Below are 16,453 nucleotides of genomic sequence, written 5' to 3'. Positions count from 1 at the left end.
AATCAGAATACCTCCTCATCATCCAATTCCATTGGCACATATTCTTTTGAATTCATGTCCATATCTTGCGCTATTTTTCTAACTGTTTTTCCATCAATGATCGATCTAAATGAAACCGTCATGTTCTTTTCTTTTTCAAGCAAATTCACAACATTCATTATTTTTAGTGAATGTCCGCCTAATTCGAAGAAGTTATCATCTATACCGATTTGATCAACTTCTAAAACTTTTTCAAAAATTTCTGCTAGAATTTTCTCGTTTTCTGTGGTAGGTGCACTATATTCTTTCGTACTTACGTACTCCAATTCTGGTAAAGCCGATATGTCGATTTTCCCATTTTTGGTGAGCGGTAACTCTGGAAGAATTTGTAAATAACTTGGAATCATATAATGTGGTAATTTCTGTTCTAAATACGTGTGAATAACATCTAGTTCCAAGTCTTCATTTTCTAAAGTTAAAAATCCGCAGATAATTTTTTCATCATTTAGTTCTTTGATTACAACAACTGCATCATGTACTTCTGGCATAGATCTAATTTGATTCATGATTTCATCTAGTTCAATACGGAAACCGCGAATCTTGACTTGATGATCGATTCTGCCTAGGAATAAAATATCACCTGCAGCGTTCATTTTAACTAAATCTCCCGTTCGATAAAGACGCTCATTGCTCACAGCTGGAATTTGAATAAATTTTTCCTCCGTTAACTCCGGCTGATTAAAGTAGCCTCTCGCAATACCTGCTCCACCTAAACACAATTCTCCTGGAATATCAATCCCACAACGTGCTTGCCCATCTAACACATAGGCTGTAGTATTCGCAATTGGCTTGCCGATTGGAAGCTTTTTAGGAACCTGTTGCTCAATGGGATAAACCAAAGCAAATGTCGTACTTTCAGTTGGTCCATAAATGTTACTTAATTTAATTTGAGCATTGTGTTCTCTCAACAAGGCAAAGTGTTTTTCTGATGCTTTTTCTCCACCCACTAATACGGTATCCAAATGATCAAACAACTGAACATCTGCCGATACTAACTGATTAAATAAGGCTGTTGTGATAAACATACAGTTGATTTCATTGTTTATAATCGTTTCTTTGAGTAATTCTGGATTTGACAATTGTTCTTCTTCTGCTAAGAAAAGACTGCCGCCGTTCAGTAAAGCACCAAAAATTTCAAATGTTGACGCATCAAATGCTAAGGATCCACCTTGTAAAATATTCGCTTCTGCTAATTCAGCATACGTATTGTTTTTAACTAGTCGTATCACATTGTGTTGCTCTACCATTACGCCTTTAGGCTTTCCTGACGTTCCTGAAGTATAAATAATATATGCTAAACTGTTCTCAGTTGTACATGATTCAGGCGCCACCACTGCCTCTAAATCATTATTAAGAGTAACTGTCATTTGTTTTTGACTCTTAATAAATTCACATGGTTCCGACTCTGGTGTTAAGACTAATTCACATTGACTATCCGTTAAAATGTATTGATTACGTTCCATTGGATTTTTTGGATCTAACGGTACATATACAGCATTAGCTTTTAAAATACCAAACAGTCCCACAATCACTTCGAGTTTTTTACTTACAAGCAAACCAACAGGTTGTTCAGGTTCAACTCCAGCCTCAATTAGTTGGCGAGCTACGTGATTCGCTTGCTGATCTAATTCACGATACGTTAACGCTTGTTCTCTATATTTAACAGCAATTGCATCAGGACGTTGTCTCACTTGTTCTTCGAACAGTTCAATAATTGTTTGAGTTGAAGGATAGCTAACTGCTTTTGGATTGCATACAGTCAACAATATTTCCTCATCTGTATGATCAAATAATTCGATGTCAGAAACTAGTTTTCTAGAATCATTCGCCAACTCTCCGATTATTGAAACAAGTCTATTTAATAAGCGGACAATCGTCGTCGTTTCATATTTTTGACTGTCATACATCAGTTTGAAGCCTAACTCCGTTGTGTATTGTGCACTCAATGTAATAGCATAGTTCGTTTCTTCACGCGCATTGATCATTTCCAAATTAATAGCCTTCTGATTATCAGATTCCTCTTGCGTATGATAATTTTCAAAAACAAATAAGGTTTGAATTAAATCGGTACTAGCTTGATACTCATTTTGAATATCTGCTAGTGAGCAATGGTCGTACTTACCACTATCTAATGCTTGCTTTTGAATAGCTTTGACTAATTCTTCTATTGTTTTATCTGTACTATCTACACGTAATAAAATCGTATTGATATACAATCCTAAAGAATTTTCAATGCCATCGATATCAGCATTTCTACCAGAAACAACTTTTCCAAAAATAACATCGTTCGTATAATTATATTTTTGAAGTAAAATTCCCCAAGCAGTTTCAATCATTGTATTGATTGTTACACCTAATGTTTGAGCTGCTACTTTAACTTTTTGACTCAACTCTTTTGAAACATACTTTTCTTCTGTAAGAATCATCGGTTCATTTTGTTGGTTTTCTGTATGATCTGCACTTATTTCAGCCGTGGAATCATAATCAGAAATCAAGTCTTGCCAATACATCAAGCCAGCTTCTGAATCTTCCTCATTCAGTTTTCGAACATGTTGTTCAAAGCTATCGTCAATTTCTAGCTGTGAACGTATCTCCGAATAAACAATACCGTTTGATAGTTCCGTATAGAAATGGTTGATCTCATTCATTAAGATTGAGACACACCAACCATCTAAAATAATATGATGGAAGGTCAATACAAGACGAACTTCATTATTTGGAAGTTCTATTATCTTGGTTCTCAGCAATGAATCTTTTTCTAAATCAAAGCCTCGTTGAACGTCATCCTGTACTATTCTTTGATACTCAACCATTGGATTTTGGTTCAGAGAAAGATCAATACAATGGGATTCGATCGCTTTTTCTTTTTGAAGAATCATCCGTGGTTCTTCTACCTGTCTATAGACAACATTGGTTCGTAAAATACTGTATTTTTCAGCGATTAGTTGGAACGCTTCATTCAAACGAGCTGAATCAAAATCAATCGCGTGGATTTGGAATTCGCTTTGGATTACATAGCTAGTAGAATCTGAATCAACGGCCTTATGATACAGCATCCCTTGTTGCATTGGTGTCATCGGTAAAATCCGTTCAATATTGTGAATATCTCTGTCTTGATCAAACAGCATTTGTTTAAATTCTTGATCATTCCAAACCAGTTCACCAAAATCTGAAACAGTATATTCTGTTTCTTTAACAGCTACGCATTGTGTAATGATTTCTTTTAATGTTTCCTCAAAAATTGAAGCGAATTGGTTTTGTAGAGATGAATCTGATACATAATCTGGATCAAAGTTTAAGGCTACTTCTAACGCTTTATTCCTTACTAGAGCATTCAATGTGATTGGAGAGCCAAACTTATTCAGTAAATCGATTTCTTCAAATGATGCTTGATCAGATATTGAAATACTTGTCTCCATTGTTCCTTCTTCACCAATTTCTCCTAGATAATTAAACGTAAATTCAGGAAGCTTATGGAAAAGTTGACGATAGGCTTTTAAAATGCCATAACCCACGCCATTATTAGGAACCCGTCTTACTGTTTCTTTGACTGTTTTAATGTTTTCAGCCAGTCCGTCTCCTGATAAATCAAATACCACTGGATAGATACTTGTAAACCAGCCAACGGTTCTGTCTGTTACGATTTCTTGACTGAGTTGTTCACGTCCGTGCCCTTCGATATTGACTGTTACATCTTTCCTAGAAAATAGTTTCTGAATCGTTGTAACGAATGCTGTCAAAACTAAGTCATTGGTTTTAGTATTATAGGCTTGGCCTGCATCTTTTAATAACTGTTCTGTAAGATTTTTAGAAAACTTCAATTCAATTGTTGTTAAAGGCAATTCTTCTTTTTGAGAGCCACGAGCAAATATCGGTTCAGTGATTTTTTCTTCTATCTCTTCCCAATAACGAATTTCTTTTGCTGAGAGCACACTTTCGCCATACTGTTCTAATGTTTCACTCCATTTTAGATAAGAATACGTTTTTGCAGGTAGAGTGATTTCTTCGTTGTTTTCAACCTGTTCATAACAACGAGTGAAATCTTCAAATAGAATACGCCAAGAAACACCGTCAATTACTAAATGATGTGCAATTAATAATAAATAATCTTTGTGCAGTCCTTTAAAGTGAATCGCTTTAAATAAAGGTCCTGATTGTATATTAAATTGTTTTTGCGCTTCATTTCCTATTTCTTCAATCGTAGTAATTTCATTATCTACTGGTAGCGTAACTGCCTGGTATTCACAATGATCTTGTTGAGAACTTTCAGGGATAATAAATGTATCTTCCTTATAAACAGCTCTCAAATTATCATGATATGCCACTAAAAAGTCTAAGCTTTGTTTTACGCTCTTTTCGTTAAAATGTGCCACACTCTCTAAGAGTAATGACTGATTGAAATGTGCTGGTTTTGGTAATCTTTCACGGAAAAATTCTTGTTGAATTGGCGTAAATTTACCTTCACCAGATACTTGTTGCTCACTCGTATTCAGTTGAATCGAGCGCTCAATCGAAGCACTGATTCGTCTAATCGTTTTTAGTTCCATAATCGCTTTTGTCGATACTTGGTATTGGTTTTCTCTTAATTTAGAAACAATTCTAATTGCTTTGATTGAGTCTCCACCAAGTTCGAAGAATCCATCATCGATTCCTATCTTAGGAATGTCTAAAATCATTTTAAAAATTTCTGTGATTTCTTTTTCTTTCTCACTTCTCGGTGCAATATAGTCTTTTGAACTAGCGCGTTCAACTTTTGGAAGAAGCTTAATGTCTACTTTTCCATTTTTTGTCTTTGGTAACTCATTGAGTAGCATGATTTGTTTGGGAATCATGTATTCAGGCAGTGTCTCTTGTAACTGTTCAAGAATCAATTGTTTGTCCAGTTCAATATCTGTAACAACATAACTGACAATTTCTTTTGTGCCAGATGCTTCGTTCACAATTGTCAACGTTTCTAAAACATTAGGTAGTTCATTGATTTGTTTTGAAATTTCACTTAGTTCGATTCGATAACCCCGAATTTTGACCTGTTCATCAATTCTTCCTAAATAGTCAATCAAACCATCTGCATTGATTTTTACTAAGTCACCCGTACGATAAAGATAATCTTCATCCGTTGCAAAAGTAGGATGTGAAACAAACCTTTCTGCTGTTAATTCAACTTGATTTAAATAGCCTTTACTCACACCAGCTCCGCCAATATATAACTCACCTGGCATTCCTATCGTACATAAATTGTCTTTATAAACGACATAGGCTGTTGTATTTCCGATTGGCGCCCCAATTGGGATTGGTTCTGGAATCGTTTCTCCAACTGTATAAGTTAAGGCAAATGTAGTCGTTTCAGTTGGACCATAACCATTTTTAATTTGGATTGTTGCATTGTTATCCCTTAATAGTTGGACGTGGTACTCAGAAAGCTTCTCACCTCCGACAATAATCATTCCCAGATGATCAAAAACATGCACATCTTCTGAAACCAATTGATTAAACAATGACGTTGTCATAAACATGGCATCAATTTTTGCTTCTTTGATTACATTAGACAAAAGCGTCGTATCAAATAGAGTCGTTTGGTCGATCATTGTAAGACTTCCACCATTTAATAACGAACCCCAAATTTCAAATGTTGAAGCATCAAACGCTAATGATCCGGTTTGTAAAATATTTAAGTCGGTATCCTCTATTAAATTAGTATTTTTAACTAATCTAATAATATTTTTGTGTGTTACCTCTACCCCTTTTGGTAAGCCTGTTGTTCCAGAGGTATAGATGATATAAGCCGTATCTTCTTGGTTTGCTGTTATTTCAAGATTTTCATTTGGACAATAATCAAATTGAGCTAAATCGAGTCCTAAGATCTCCACTAAATTATTTAGCGGTGACTCTTCATCACTCGTTAAGACAATTTTGATTTCACTATCTTGAATAATGTGCTCTTGTCGACTTATAGGATTTTTAGGATCGAGTGGAACATAAGCGCCACCCACTTTTAAGATAGCTAAAATCCCTATAATCGTTTCAATATTTTTATGACCTTCGATTCCGATATGGTCTTTAGTCCCAAAACCAAGTTCTTTTAATTTGTGTGCAATACGGTTCGACGCTTGATTCATTTCGGCATAGGTCATAATCGTATCACCATACGAAATAGCCTTGTTCTTAGCTTTAGCCATACTTGTTTTTTCAAAAAGTTCCATCAATGTTTGTTCAGGTAATTTTGTTTTTGTATCATTCAAACTTTCATAAACTTCTGCTTGTTTTTTCTGACTCAAAGATGGAATTTGGTTCAACTCCATTTGTGTGTTATTGAGTGCAGTTGCAAGAATCGTACAAAAACTATTCATGATGTTTTGAATCGTTATTTCTGTAAATAAGTCTGTGTTATATTCCCAAAACATTTCATAGCTATCTTTTCGTTCATGAATGTTTAAAGTCAAATCAAATTTAGAAATTCCTCCATCGATCGATAGTTCTTCTAATTGAAGATCCCCTAGTTGAATTGCTTGATCTCCTTCTTTTTCAAAAGCAAACATGATATCAAAGAGTGGGTTACGAGACTGGTCTCTTTCAGGTTCCAACTGCTTGACTAACTCTTCATATGGATAATCCTGATGTTCAAAAGCAATTAAACTTCTGTTTTGAACGTCTTTGACAAATGATTCAAAGGTCTCTTCTTCATTTACATGATTTTTTAATACAAGTGTATTGACGAACATCCCAATCATATCTTGAATATCTGGATGTGTTCTTCCAGATACGGGTACACCGACGATAACGTCATTGGTTTGACAATACCTAGATAGTAATAAATTGAAGGCTGCAAGGATAATTGCATACTCCGTCATATTCGTTTGTTTTGATAATAATTGAACATTTTCTTTAATTTTTGAATCGAGTTTTCCATTCACCGTGCGACCGTTAAAGCTTTGAGTAGCAGGTCTAGAAAAATCAGTTGGGATGTTCATTCGTTCTATCCCTTGTTCAAATTCCTTCAGCCAAAATTGCTCTTGTTCGTCTAACTCTTGTTTACTTGCATACGCACAATAATCTTTGTATTGATATTCCAATGGTATCAATTCTTCATTTCCGTAATAACTAGATAAATCTTGTAATAAATACGGAAGTGAACCACCATCAAAAATAAGATGATGAAAATCAAGAGCTAAAATTGAGGTATTATCTGATAAATAAAAGACTTTTGCTCTAAATAATGGTGCTTTACTCAAGTCGAAAGGCTGAATAAATTTATTGATTTGATCGTTTATTTCTTCAACCTCTATTTCTTCTGTTAAAACATCAATGTGAGCATTATCCAAAACAGTTTGCAGAAATTGATTATTCTCTAGTGAAAAAACAGTTCTTAATGGCTCATGACGGGCTATTAATTTTTCTAATGCGCATTGTAGGTCCAATTTGTCAATGTTACCATTTGCTTTCATTATTACGGGTACATTATATAAAATGCTTTCAGGTTCCAATTGATTTAATGCATATAGCCTACGTTGTACTGAACTCATTTCCGTGTAATCAGTTTTCTCTAATTTTTGATAGCCAGCATATTCTTTTTGCTTGATTTGCACTTTTTTTGCTATTTGTTCAATTGTTTGAGCTTCTAAAATCTCGCCAATAGACAATTGTGCGTGTAACTCTTTTTCAATTGCACCCGCTAAACGAATTGCTTTTAAAGAATGACCTCCTAAATCGAAGAAACTATTATGAATACTAACTTGTTCCACATTTAGAATTTCTTTAAAGAGTCTATGGATCGTTTCTTCTATTGGACTTTGAGGTAACACAATTTCTTTATCTTGCTTGATTTCTGGTACTGGCAATTTAGCTTTATCTAACTTTCCATTTCTTGTGATTGGGATTTCATTAATTTCTTGGATAAAATCAGGTACCATATATGCAGGGAGCAGTTTCTTCAGTTGTTCTTTTATAGCGTGTACATCTAGCTGTTCGCCTACAACAAAAGCATTTAACAAATGACTTCCGTTGACTTCTTGAATAATAACGGCTGCATCTGTAATTGCAGGAAACTCTGTCAATTTTGTTTTGATTTCTCCAAGTTCAATCCTAAATCCACGAATTTTTACTTGCTCATCTATTCTTCCTAGAATGTCAATATTTCCATCACCCAACCAGCGAACTAAGTCTCCTGTACGATAGATTCGTTCACCCTCACAGTATGGATTTTCAGTAAACATTTTGTGTGTCAGTGTTTCATTATTAAGATAACCTCTTGATACACCAGCACCTCCAATGAACAGTTCCCCTGGCATGCCAATACCGCAAAGTTTCCCATCATTCATTACATATAATTTTACATTATCGATTGGTTTGCCGATCGGTAGGATTCCCTCTTCAACAAATGATGTCATTTTGTAAGAGGTTGCTGCAATCGCGCATTCTGTTGGCCCATAAGCATTACTGATAGTAAACGAATATTCTTTGTATTGATCATTCAATTTACTCATCATATCTAGCGTCATTTTATCACCGCCAAGATAAACATGTTTCAAACTTGATAAAACAGCTTTCTTATCGATTTCAGCTAAATAATCCAAAAATACAGTAAATAATGTAGAGACCATAAAGAAATGGGTCACTTGATTTTTTTCAATAACACCAGCCAAAAGACTAAAATTGTCATTTTCTTCCGTTGTAAGCAACTGCAAACACGCACCTGTCAGTCCACATGTAAAAATTTCAGCAACGGATACATCAAATGCAAAACTGGATTTTTGTAAAATCACACTGTCATTCTTAATAAAAGAGTCTTTGATATGCCAATTTAAACTATTCACTAAATTCCGGTGTTCTACCATTACTCCTTTTGGCATTCCGGTCGTACCAGAGGTATAAATAACATAGGCTAAATCGTTTGGTTGATTGATCACCATTAAATCTTCTGATTCTCTTTGTATATCCGTTAAGACGATTTGTTCAACCTCTATAGTTTTAACCAACTCTGCATTTGGAGCATCCACCAACAAGAGCAACGCTTCACTATTTTTTATTGTATACTCAATTCGATCTATAGGATTGCCTGGATCAATCGGAAGATATGCCCCACCAGCTTTCAGGATACCGTACATACCAATAATCATTTCTAGTGATCTATCGGCCAAAATACCTACAATAGAGTCACGGCCAACACCTTTTGCTCGTAATTGTTTTCCTAATGCATTCGCTTTTTCATTTAACTCTAAATAGGTGATTGTTTCATTGGCGATTCTTATTGCTGGACTATTTGGTGTTTTTTTCACTTGTTCATTAAATGCTTGAATAAATGTAATAGATTTATTTTCCACCTTAGTCTGATTGAATCTGTTCAACACTATATTCTCTTCTTCACTATCCATCAGACTAATATCAGCCATAGCTTTATTTGGTTGTTCTAAAACATGAAGTAACGCATTGGTAAAGTGAGTTAAAACTTGTACCATTTCTTTTTGATTATATTGCTCTGTATCATATGATATTCTTAGATTTAATGTCTCGCCTTGAACCACACTAACCGTTATTGGATAGTTTGTCTGTTCTCTAATTCCTTCTGGTTTGAACTTCAAGTAACTGTCTTCTTCTGAATGATACTCATTTTCAAAAACAACAATCGATTGAAAAAGATCTTGCCCCAATGAATTTTCATTTTGGATTTCAACCAACGAGCAGTAATCATATTTTTCACTTTCAAATGATTGCTTTTGCAGCTGTTTAACTACATCAATAAACGCCTGGTGTTTTTCAAATTTCATCCTTACTGGAATCGTATTAATAAACAAGCCTAATGCACTTTCAATATCTTTGACATCTACATTTCTACCAGAGACTACTTTTCCAAATACAACATCATCGGTATTATTGTACGCTGCTAAAACAGTTCCCCAAACTGACTCAATAACAGAGCTAGTTGTTTGACCATTTTCTTGACTAAACTGTTTTAACTTATCATACTGCTGTGTCGTTAAAACTTGCTGAATCAGTCTAACTTCTTCATTTGACTTGATTGGATTTCCTTCAGGGATAATGGTTGCCGTCTCACTATAATCAGCTAATAAATTCGTCCAATACTCTAGAGCTTTTTCCTTATCTTTTAGATTCATGACTTTTAAATAGTCTTCATAGCTCGTATCTTCTGGAATTTGTTTGATTAGTTCTTCTTTTGTCATCCCATTACTCAATTTTGTATAAAAATCATTTAAATCAGAGAGTAATGGACCTAAACACCAACCATCCAAAATTATATGGTGAAAGCTCATAATCAAATGACTTTGATTATCCGACGTTTTGATAAACCTAATTCTGAACAAAGCATCGTTTTCTAAATCAAATCCACGAGCTAAATCTTGCTCCTTTAACTTTTCGATTTGTTTATCTGGTTGAAGATCTGCTGAAATATCAACATATTGAGACTCAATTTGTTTATTTTCTAAAATGACCAATCTAGGCTCTTTCACACCTTTGTACTTGATCATCGCCCGCAGTATTCTGTGTTTTTTTGCTAATATATCTAAACTATCTACCAGAGAATTATAATCGATTGTTCCATCTATTTTAAAATTATTCTGAACAACATAACTAGTAGACGCTTCATCTATTAATTTATGGAAAAGCATTCCTTCTTGCATCGTTGTTAGGGGGAAGATTTTTTGAATGCGATCTTTTTTCTGGATGATTTCTAAATTGACTCTATCAAACTCTTGCTGTGACCATTCCAATTCACCAAAATCAGAAGCACTATATTCTGTTTCATTTACGCTTAGGCAGTGCTCAACAACAGCAAGAAGTTCACTATAATAGGTTTCTTGTAACGCCATAACCAATTCTTCGCTGAAAAATGCCGCATCATAAGAAATATTCAGAATCAGCTCACCATTAGAAACAGAGCTATCCATGTTAATTTTTGTTCCAAAGCGATTCTTAGATGATACTTGGTTGCCAAATTCAACGGTATCGATTTTAATTAAATCTGAATCGGCTTCCTCATTGAACACACCTAAATAGTTAAACGTAATTTCAGCTTGATCTTGTTCTAAGTGTGGATACTGTTCACACAAGACACCATAGCCAATACCATGCTTTGGAATTCTTCTCAATGTTTCTTTGGTATTTTTCAAATCAGTTGCAAGAGATCTACCAATATTATTGACAGTAATAGGATACATAATCGTAAACCAGCCTACTGTTCTATCGATTGATTCTCCTTGGTCAATGATTTCTCTTCCATGTCCTTCTAATTGTACTGAAACAGTAGAAGATGAAGCCAATTTATTCACCGTTCTAAATAGAGCTGTTAGCAAAAGATCATTGATTTCAAGATTATAAGACTTTCCAGCTTCATACAACAGGTTATTTGTTATATCTGCATCAAAATGAAGTGTTTTTAATTTCAATTCTGATGGAATCGAATCAAGTTCTACATCACTAATTCTTGATTTTTCAATTGATTTTACCGTTTCCTCCCATAATGGAAGTTCTTGTTGCACACGATAGCTTTTGCCATATTGAGCGAGTAACTCACACCATTTTTGGAAAGAGTCGGTTTTAGCAGGTAAGATAATTTCTTGTTGCTCTTTTGCAGCAAGATAGCTCGTATTCAAATCTTCAACAATAATTCGCCAAGAAATTCCATCGACAACTAAATGATGAATAATGACCAATAAAAAATCTCTTCTTTTTGTTGAAAAACATAGCGCCTTAACTAGAGGTCCCGTAGCCAAATCTAAGCTAGCCTGATACTGGTTACTTGCCGCTTCTATTTGCATTTTTATTTCTTCGTCTTCTTCAATATCTGGAAAATAGAAGTACTCGATTGGTACAGTTTTTGACTCTTTAAGAGATAAGATAGTTTGAGCATCGTTTGGATAAACCGCTCTTAACATATCATGGTGAGACAATAATACCTGAAATGCATTTTCCAATGGCTCTTTTTGAAGTCTCTCCTGACTTTCAAGTAAAAATGATTGATTAAAATGCTGTGGTTCATTCAGCTTACTCTTAAAGAACAATTTCTGAATTGGTGTCAGTAAAACGTCGCCAGTCACTTCATCATAACTGTCAGACGTTGTAACAATTTGTGCGATTTTTTCACTAATTGTTTCTACGTAACGGCTTTCCATAATCGTCGGTAAATCAATACTATAATCATATTTTCTAAATCTAGAGATCATTCGAATTGCCTTGATGGAATCGCCACCTAATTCAAAAAAGCTGTCGTTAATACTAACTTCATTTATTCCTAAAATCTCTTTAAAAACTCGAACTGTAATTTCTTGTTCTTTTGTCGTCGGCAACACAATCTCTTTTGATTGAGCCATTTCAGGTGCTGGTAATTTTCTTTTATCTAATTTCCCATTGACTGTTAAAGGTATTTTATCGATTGGTACAATAAACGTCGGAATCATATAGCTAGAAAGTCGAGTGGATAACCTCTTATTGATTTGTTGTCGTGTTAACTGGCGATCTTTTGAAAAAACAACATATCCACATAAGTGTTGACTACCATCTTTTTCCCATATAGAAACTGCTGCGGAATCAATTTCTGGTAATTCACACAAAGCATCTTTGATTTCATCTAATTCAATTCGGTATCCTCTAATTTTTACTTGATCATCCATTCTCCCAAGAAAAATAATATTTCCATCACTTGCGTATTTCGCTAAGTCACCACTTCGGTATAATTTTTCTCCTTGTTTAAAAGGATTTTCAATGAATTTCTCAGCTGTTAATTCTTGATGGTTTAAATACCCTCTAGAAACGCCGGCACCCCCGATACAAAGCTCACCAATTTCATCCTCTTGGCATTGCTCCCCTTCGTCATTAAGAATCAGTACAGTCGTATTGGAAATGGGTTTCCCTATTGTCATAGTATTGCCACTAAAGTCTTTTAAATGGCATGATGTGGCAGTAATTGTACATTCTGTTGGTCCATACTCATTAAATAATTTACTGAAATTCGGATCTGAAGTCATGACTTCACGGTATTTATTTAACAAGGAAAGTGTAACTGAATCCCCACCAAGGTAGATAGTCTTCAAAGAATCCAATTTCCAGGCAGTATTATTTTCTTTTAAGTATTCAAGTAGTTCAAAGAAAAATGTTGAAACGATAGATATATGTGTGACTTTACTTTCGTAAATTACACTTACTAGTTCTTCAAAATTATTATTTTGTTCTTCAGATAATAATTGTAATTCTGCACCCGCTAATAACGTTGAAAATATCTCTCCCACAGAGACATCAAACACGTAGGCAGACTTTTGTAAGAATACACTTTGATTTGTAACGCTACCTGTTTGGATACGCCAATTTATCGTGTTAGCAAGATTTCTATTTTCGATCATCACACCTTTTGGATTTCCTGTTGTTCCTGACGTATAAATAACATACAATAAATCATTAGGTGTATTAATAATCGGTAAATTATCCTTTAGTGTTTTCTCTTGGTCTATTGTTACAAAAGGAATATTTAGATTTTCTTTAATCAGATCGTCTTTACTGTTCGTTAAGACTATTTTTGACTGACTATCTTCTAAAATATATTTAATACGATTAATCGGTGTATCTAATGCTATTGGTAAATATGCAGCACCTGATTTTAAAACACCTATTATTGCAACAATCATATCCAAATTCTGTTTGGACAAAATAGCTACGACATCGTTTGCTTGTACACCAAATTTTCTAAGTTTATCTCCTAAATAATTCGCACGTTCATTCAATTGTGCGTATGTCACTTCTTCTCCTAAGTAACGAATGGCCACTCTTTCTGGATTATAAAAAACTTGTTGCTCAAACAACTGAATGATTGTTTGACTGATAAGTTTTTTTTCTTCCAAAACAGTTTGCTTGCCCCTTAATATATTTATCACGCCAAATTACCTACCTTTGTTAGATATTTTAATTATTGTTAAAACGCTAACTATCGATTTTCATTTTAGTTATATTGCGCCCAACTTCGCATTTTATTTAAATAGATAAATGCTTCTTATAGTAGGTAAGATATGTTTCGAAACGAAAGTTTAAAAAAAGCCGAGATTATAATGAAACATACCATTATAGACTCAGCTTTCATGGTTTTTTACTCTCTTATTCATACCTTCACCTTTTTAATATAGATTATTCTTTTTCATGATCCATCATAGAAATGTGCTATTTTCCTGTTCTAGATTTTAGAAATAATAAATTACCTGCACTCATTAATGCTCCTAAAGCAATTGTCTTTTTTGAACCTATAGCCATTCCTGTTACTACAATTGCCGCTCCAGCAACAATAGATGGAGCAGTTGTTTTGCGTGCAACATTTTCACTAGGATTCAAATATTTTTTAGCCATGCGAAAAAGTGGAATATTCTCTCTCATGTTGTTTCATCTCCTAATCTGCTATTTCTTTTTGTTTGTTAGCACATAATATTTAGTTAAGGTAGTTAGTATGTGAGTAAAAATAGTTGGAACGCACTATCACGACAAATCATAAAATAATGGATTTCATTCCCAAAATATTTTATACTGACCGTCGGTATGTTTAGATAATAACATGATACTGCATTAGTGTAAAGAGATGTCTGATCTTTTATTTTTAGTTCGAGAATAGAGTACTAGAAAAAACTTACACTTATTTTATCCAAATCACCCCACTTTTCGTCGCGTACACCCATCTTTACTAAAACAATCAATACTTAAAAAGTATTGCCACTATTGATAACAATATTCTTATCACATGCAAAGTAATCTAACTAAATAATACATATTATAACACATTATATATCTTTTTATGAATATATTTTTGATATATAATCAGTAATATTACTCCTTTTAGTCAAATGAAATACATGTCATATCTTAGTTAAATCAATTTAAGATGTAAATGAAAATGAATAGATATTTTATAGAATAAAACAAAATTATAAAACATTTATTTTTTATTATTAACTAAAATTGATATTGCTTAAACATCATTTGTATACATCATGTTCTTATACATTGCTCTTCTAATAACAATAGAATGAAGATATAGCATAGTAAAATAGAATTCTACTGTTCGTGCAGCTATTCTTTATTAAGATAGTCAGCCATTTTAAAATAAGGAATGCACCGAAAATATATCAAATTCTACCACTCTACATATTATCTAACTGAGTGAAATTGCCAAGTAAAAATTCAAAAAAAACACCAACGAATCGTTAGAAACGTTGGTGTTTTTAGAATACCGGCGGCCGGGGTCGAACCGGCACGCCCTCGCGGGCACTGGATTTTGAGTCCAGCGCGTCTGCCAATTCCGCCACGCCGGCATGAAATAAATTTGCAAGGCGGTAACCGGATTTGAACCGGTGATGAAGGTTTTGCAGACCTCTGCCTTACCACTTGGCTATACCGCCATATTACAATTTAATGATTCTCAAAAAGAGAAACTGGGGTAGCTGGATTCGAACCAACGCATGACAGGATCAAAACCTGTTGCCTTACCGCTTGGCTATACCCCAAAATTTTAAAACTAAGGGCGACTGATGGGAATCGAACCCACGCGTGGCGGAACCACAATCCGCTGTGTTAACCACTTCACCACAATCGCCATAACGCATATTATAATATTTAAAACTAAGGGCGACTGATGGGGATCGAACCCACGCATGGCGGAACCACAATCCGCTGTGTTAACCACTTCACCACAATCGCCATAAAATATTAACAGGGATAGTAGGAATCGAACCCACAATGACGGTTTTGGAGACCGTAGTTATACCGTTTAACTATATCCCTACTATGTAATGGAGGAAAGTGGATTCGAACCACTGAACCCTAAGGAACGGATTTACAGTCCGTCGCGTTTAGCCACTTCGCTATTCCTCCAAATGGCGCAAGACAGAATCGAACTGCCGACACACGGAGCTTCAATCCGTTGCTCTACCAACTGAGCTACTGCGCCAAAAAATATAAAACGGTCTGGACGGGACTCGAACCCGCGACCTCCTGCGTGACAGGCAGGCATTCTAACCAGCTGAACTACCAAACCGTAATTTAATGGAGGTTGACGGGATCGAACCGCCGACCCCCTGCTTGTAAGGCAGGTGCTCTCCCAGCTGAGCTAAACCTCCAATAAATATAAATGACCCGTACGGGAATCGAACCCGTGATACCGCCGTGAAAGGGCGGTGTCTTAACCGCTTGACCAACGGGCCAATAAAAACTTAATACGGAGAGTAAGGGATTCGAACCCTTGAGACAGCGTTCACCGTCTACATGATTTCCAATCATGCTCCTTCGGCCTCTCGGACAACTCTCCAGAGTTAAAAGAAGCAGTCAATACTCGTTAAATCCTATATTAAGGAACTCCGGCAGTAGGACTCGAACCTACGACATCATGATTAACAGTCATGCGCTACTACCAACTGAGCTATGCCGGAATAAT

The 16,453-nt window shown here is 34.9% G+C and carries 2 protein-coding genes and 13 tRNA genes; all 15 read right to left on the bottom strand.

The window, feature by feature from the left end:
- Positions 1–2: 2 nt before the first annotated feature.
- A complete protein-coding gene (locus tag I586_RS00075; RefSeq protein WP_034701296.1) occupies positions 3–13,883 on the bottom strand; it encodes a non-ribosomal peptide synthetase in 13,881 nt (4,626 codons plus the stop codon).
- Between the two features lie 313 nt (positions 13,884–14,196).
- A complete protein-coding gene (locus I586_RS00070) occupies positions 14,197–14,406 on the bottom strand; it encodes a hypothetical protein (protein ID WP_010765232.1) in 210 nt (69 codons plus the stop codon).
- A gap of 845 nt (positions 14,407–15,251) precedes the next feature.
- A tRNA-Leu gene (locus I586_RS00065) sits at positions 15,252–15,335 on the bottom strand.
- A gap of 16 nt (positions 15,336–15,351) precedes the next feature.
- Positions 15,352–15,422 (bottom strand) — tRNA-Cys (locus tag I586_RS00060).
- 33 nt (positions 15,423–15,455) lie between these two features.
- Positions 15,456–15,527: transfer RNA gene (locus I586_RS00055), tRNA-Gln, on the bottom strand.
- Between the two features lie 16 nt (positions 15,528–15,543).
- Positions 15,544–15,616 (bottom strand) — tRNA-His (locus tag I586_RS00050).
- A 31-nt stretch (positions 15,617–15,647) separates the two neighbouring features.
- Positions 15,648–15,720: transfer RNA gene (locus tag I586_RS00045), tRNA-His, on the bottom strand.
- Positions 15,721–15,733: 13 nt separating this feature from the next.
- Positions 15,734–15,804 (bottom strand) — tRNA-Trp (locus I586_RS00040).
- 9 nt (positions 15,805–15,813) lie between these two features.
- A tRNA-Tyr gene (locus tag I586_RS00035) sits at positions 15,814–15,894 on the bottom strand.
- A gap of 3 nt (positions 15,895–15,897) precedes the next feature.
- Positions 15,898–15,970 (bottom strand) — tRNA-Phe (locus I586_RS00030).
- A gap of 13 nt (positions 15,971–15,983) precedes the next feature.
- A tRNA-Asp gene (locus I586_RS00025) sits at positions 15,984–16,057 on the bottom strand.
- A gap of 9 nt (positions 16,058–16,066) precedes the next feature.
- Positions 16,067–16,139 (bottom strand) — tRNA-Val (locus I586_RS00020).
- Between the two features lie 12 nt (positions 16,140–16,151).
- Positions 16,152–16,223, bottom strand: a tRNA-Glu gene (locus I586_RS00015).
- A gap of 15 nt (positions 16,224–16,238) precedes the next feature.
- Positions 16,239–16,327: transfer RNA gene (locus tag I586_RS00010), tRNA-Ser, on the bottom strand.
- 47 nt (positions 16,328–16,374) lie between these two features.
- Positions 16,375–16,448 (bottom strand) — tRNA-Asn (locus tag I586_RS00005).
- Positions 16,449–16,453 lie beyond the last annotated feature (5 nt).

It is taken from the genome of Enterococcus moraviensis ATCC BAA-383 (assembly GCF_000407445.1).
Classification (GTDB): domain Bacteria; phylum Bacillota; class Bacilli; order Lactobacillales; family Enterococcaceae; genus Enterococcus_L; species Enterococcus_L moraviensis.
This window is presented reverse-complemented; position numbering and strand designations above follow the sequence as displayed.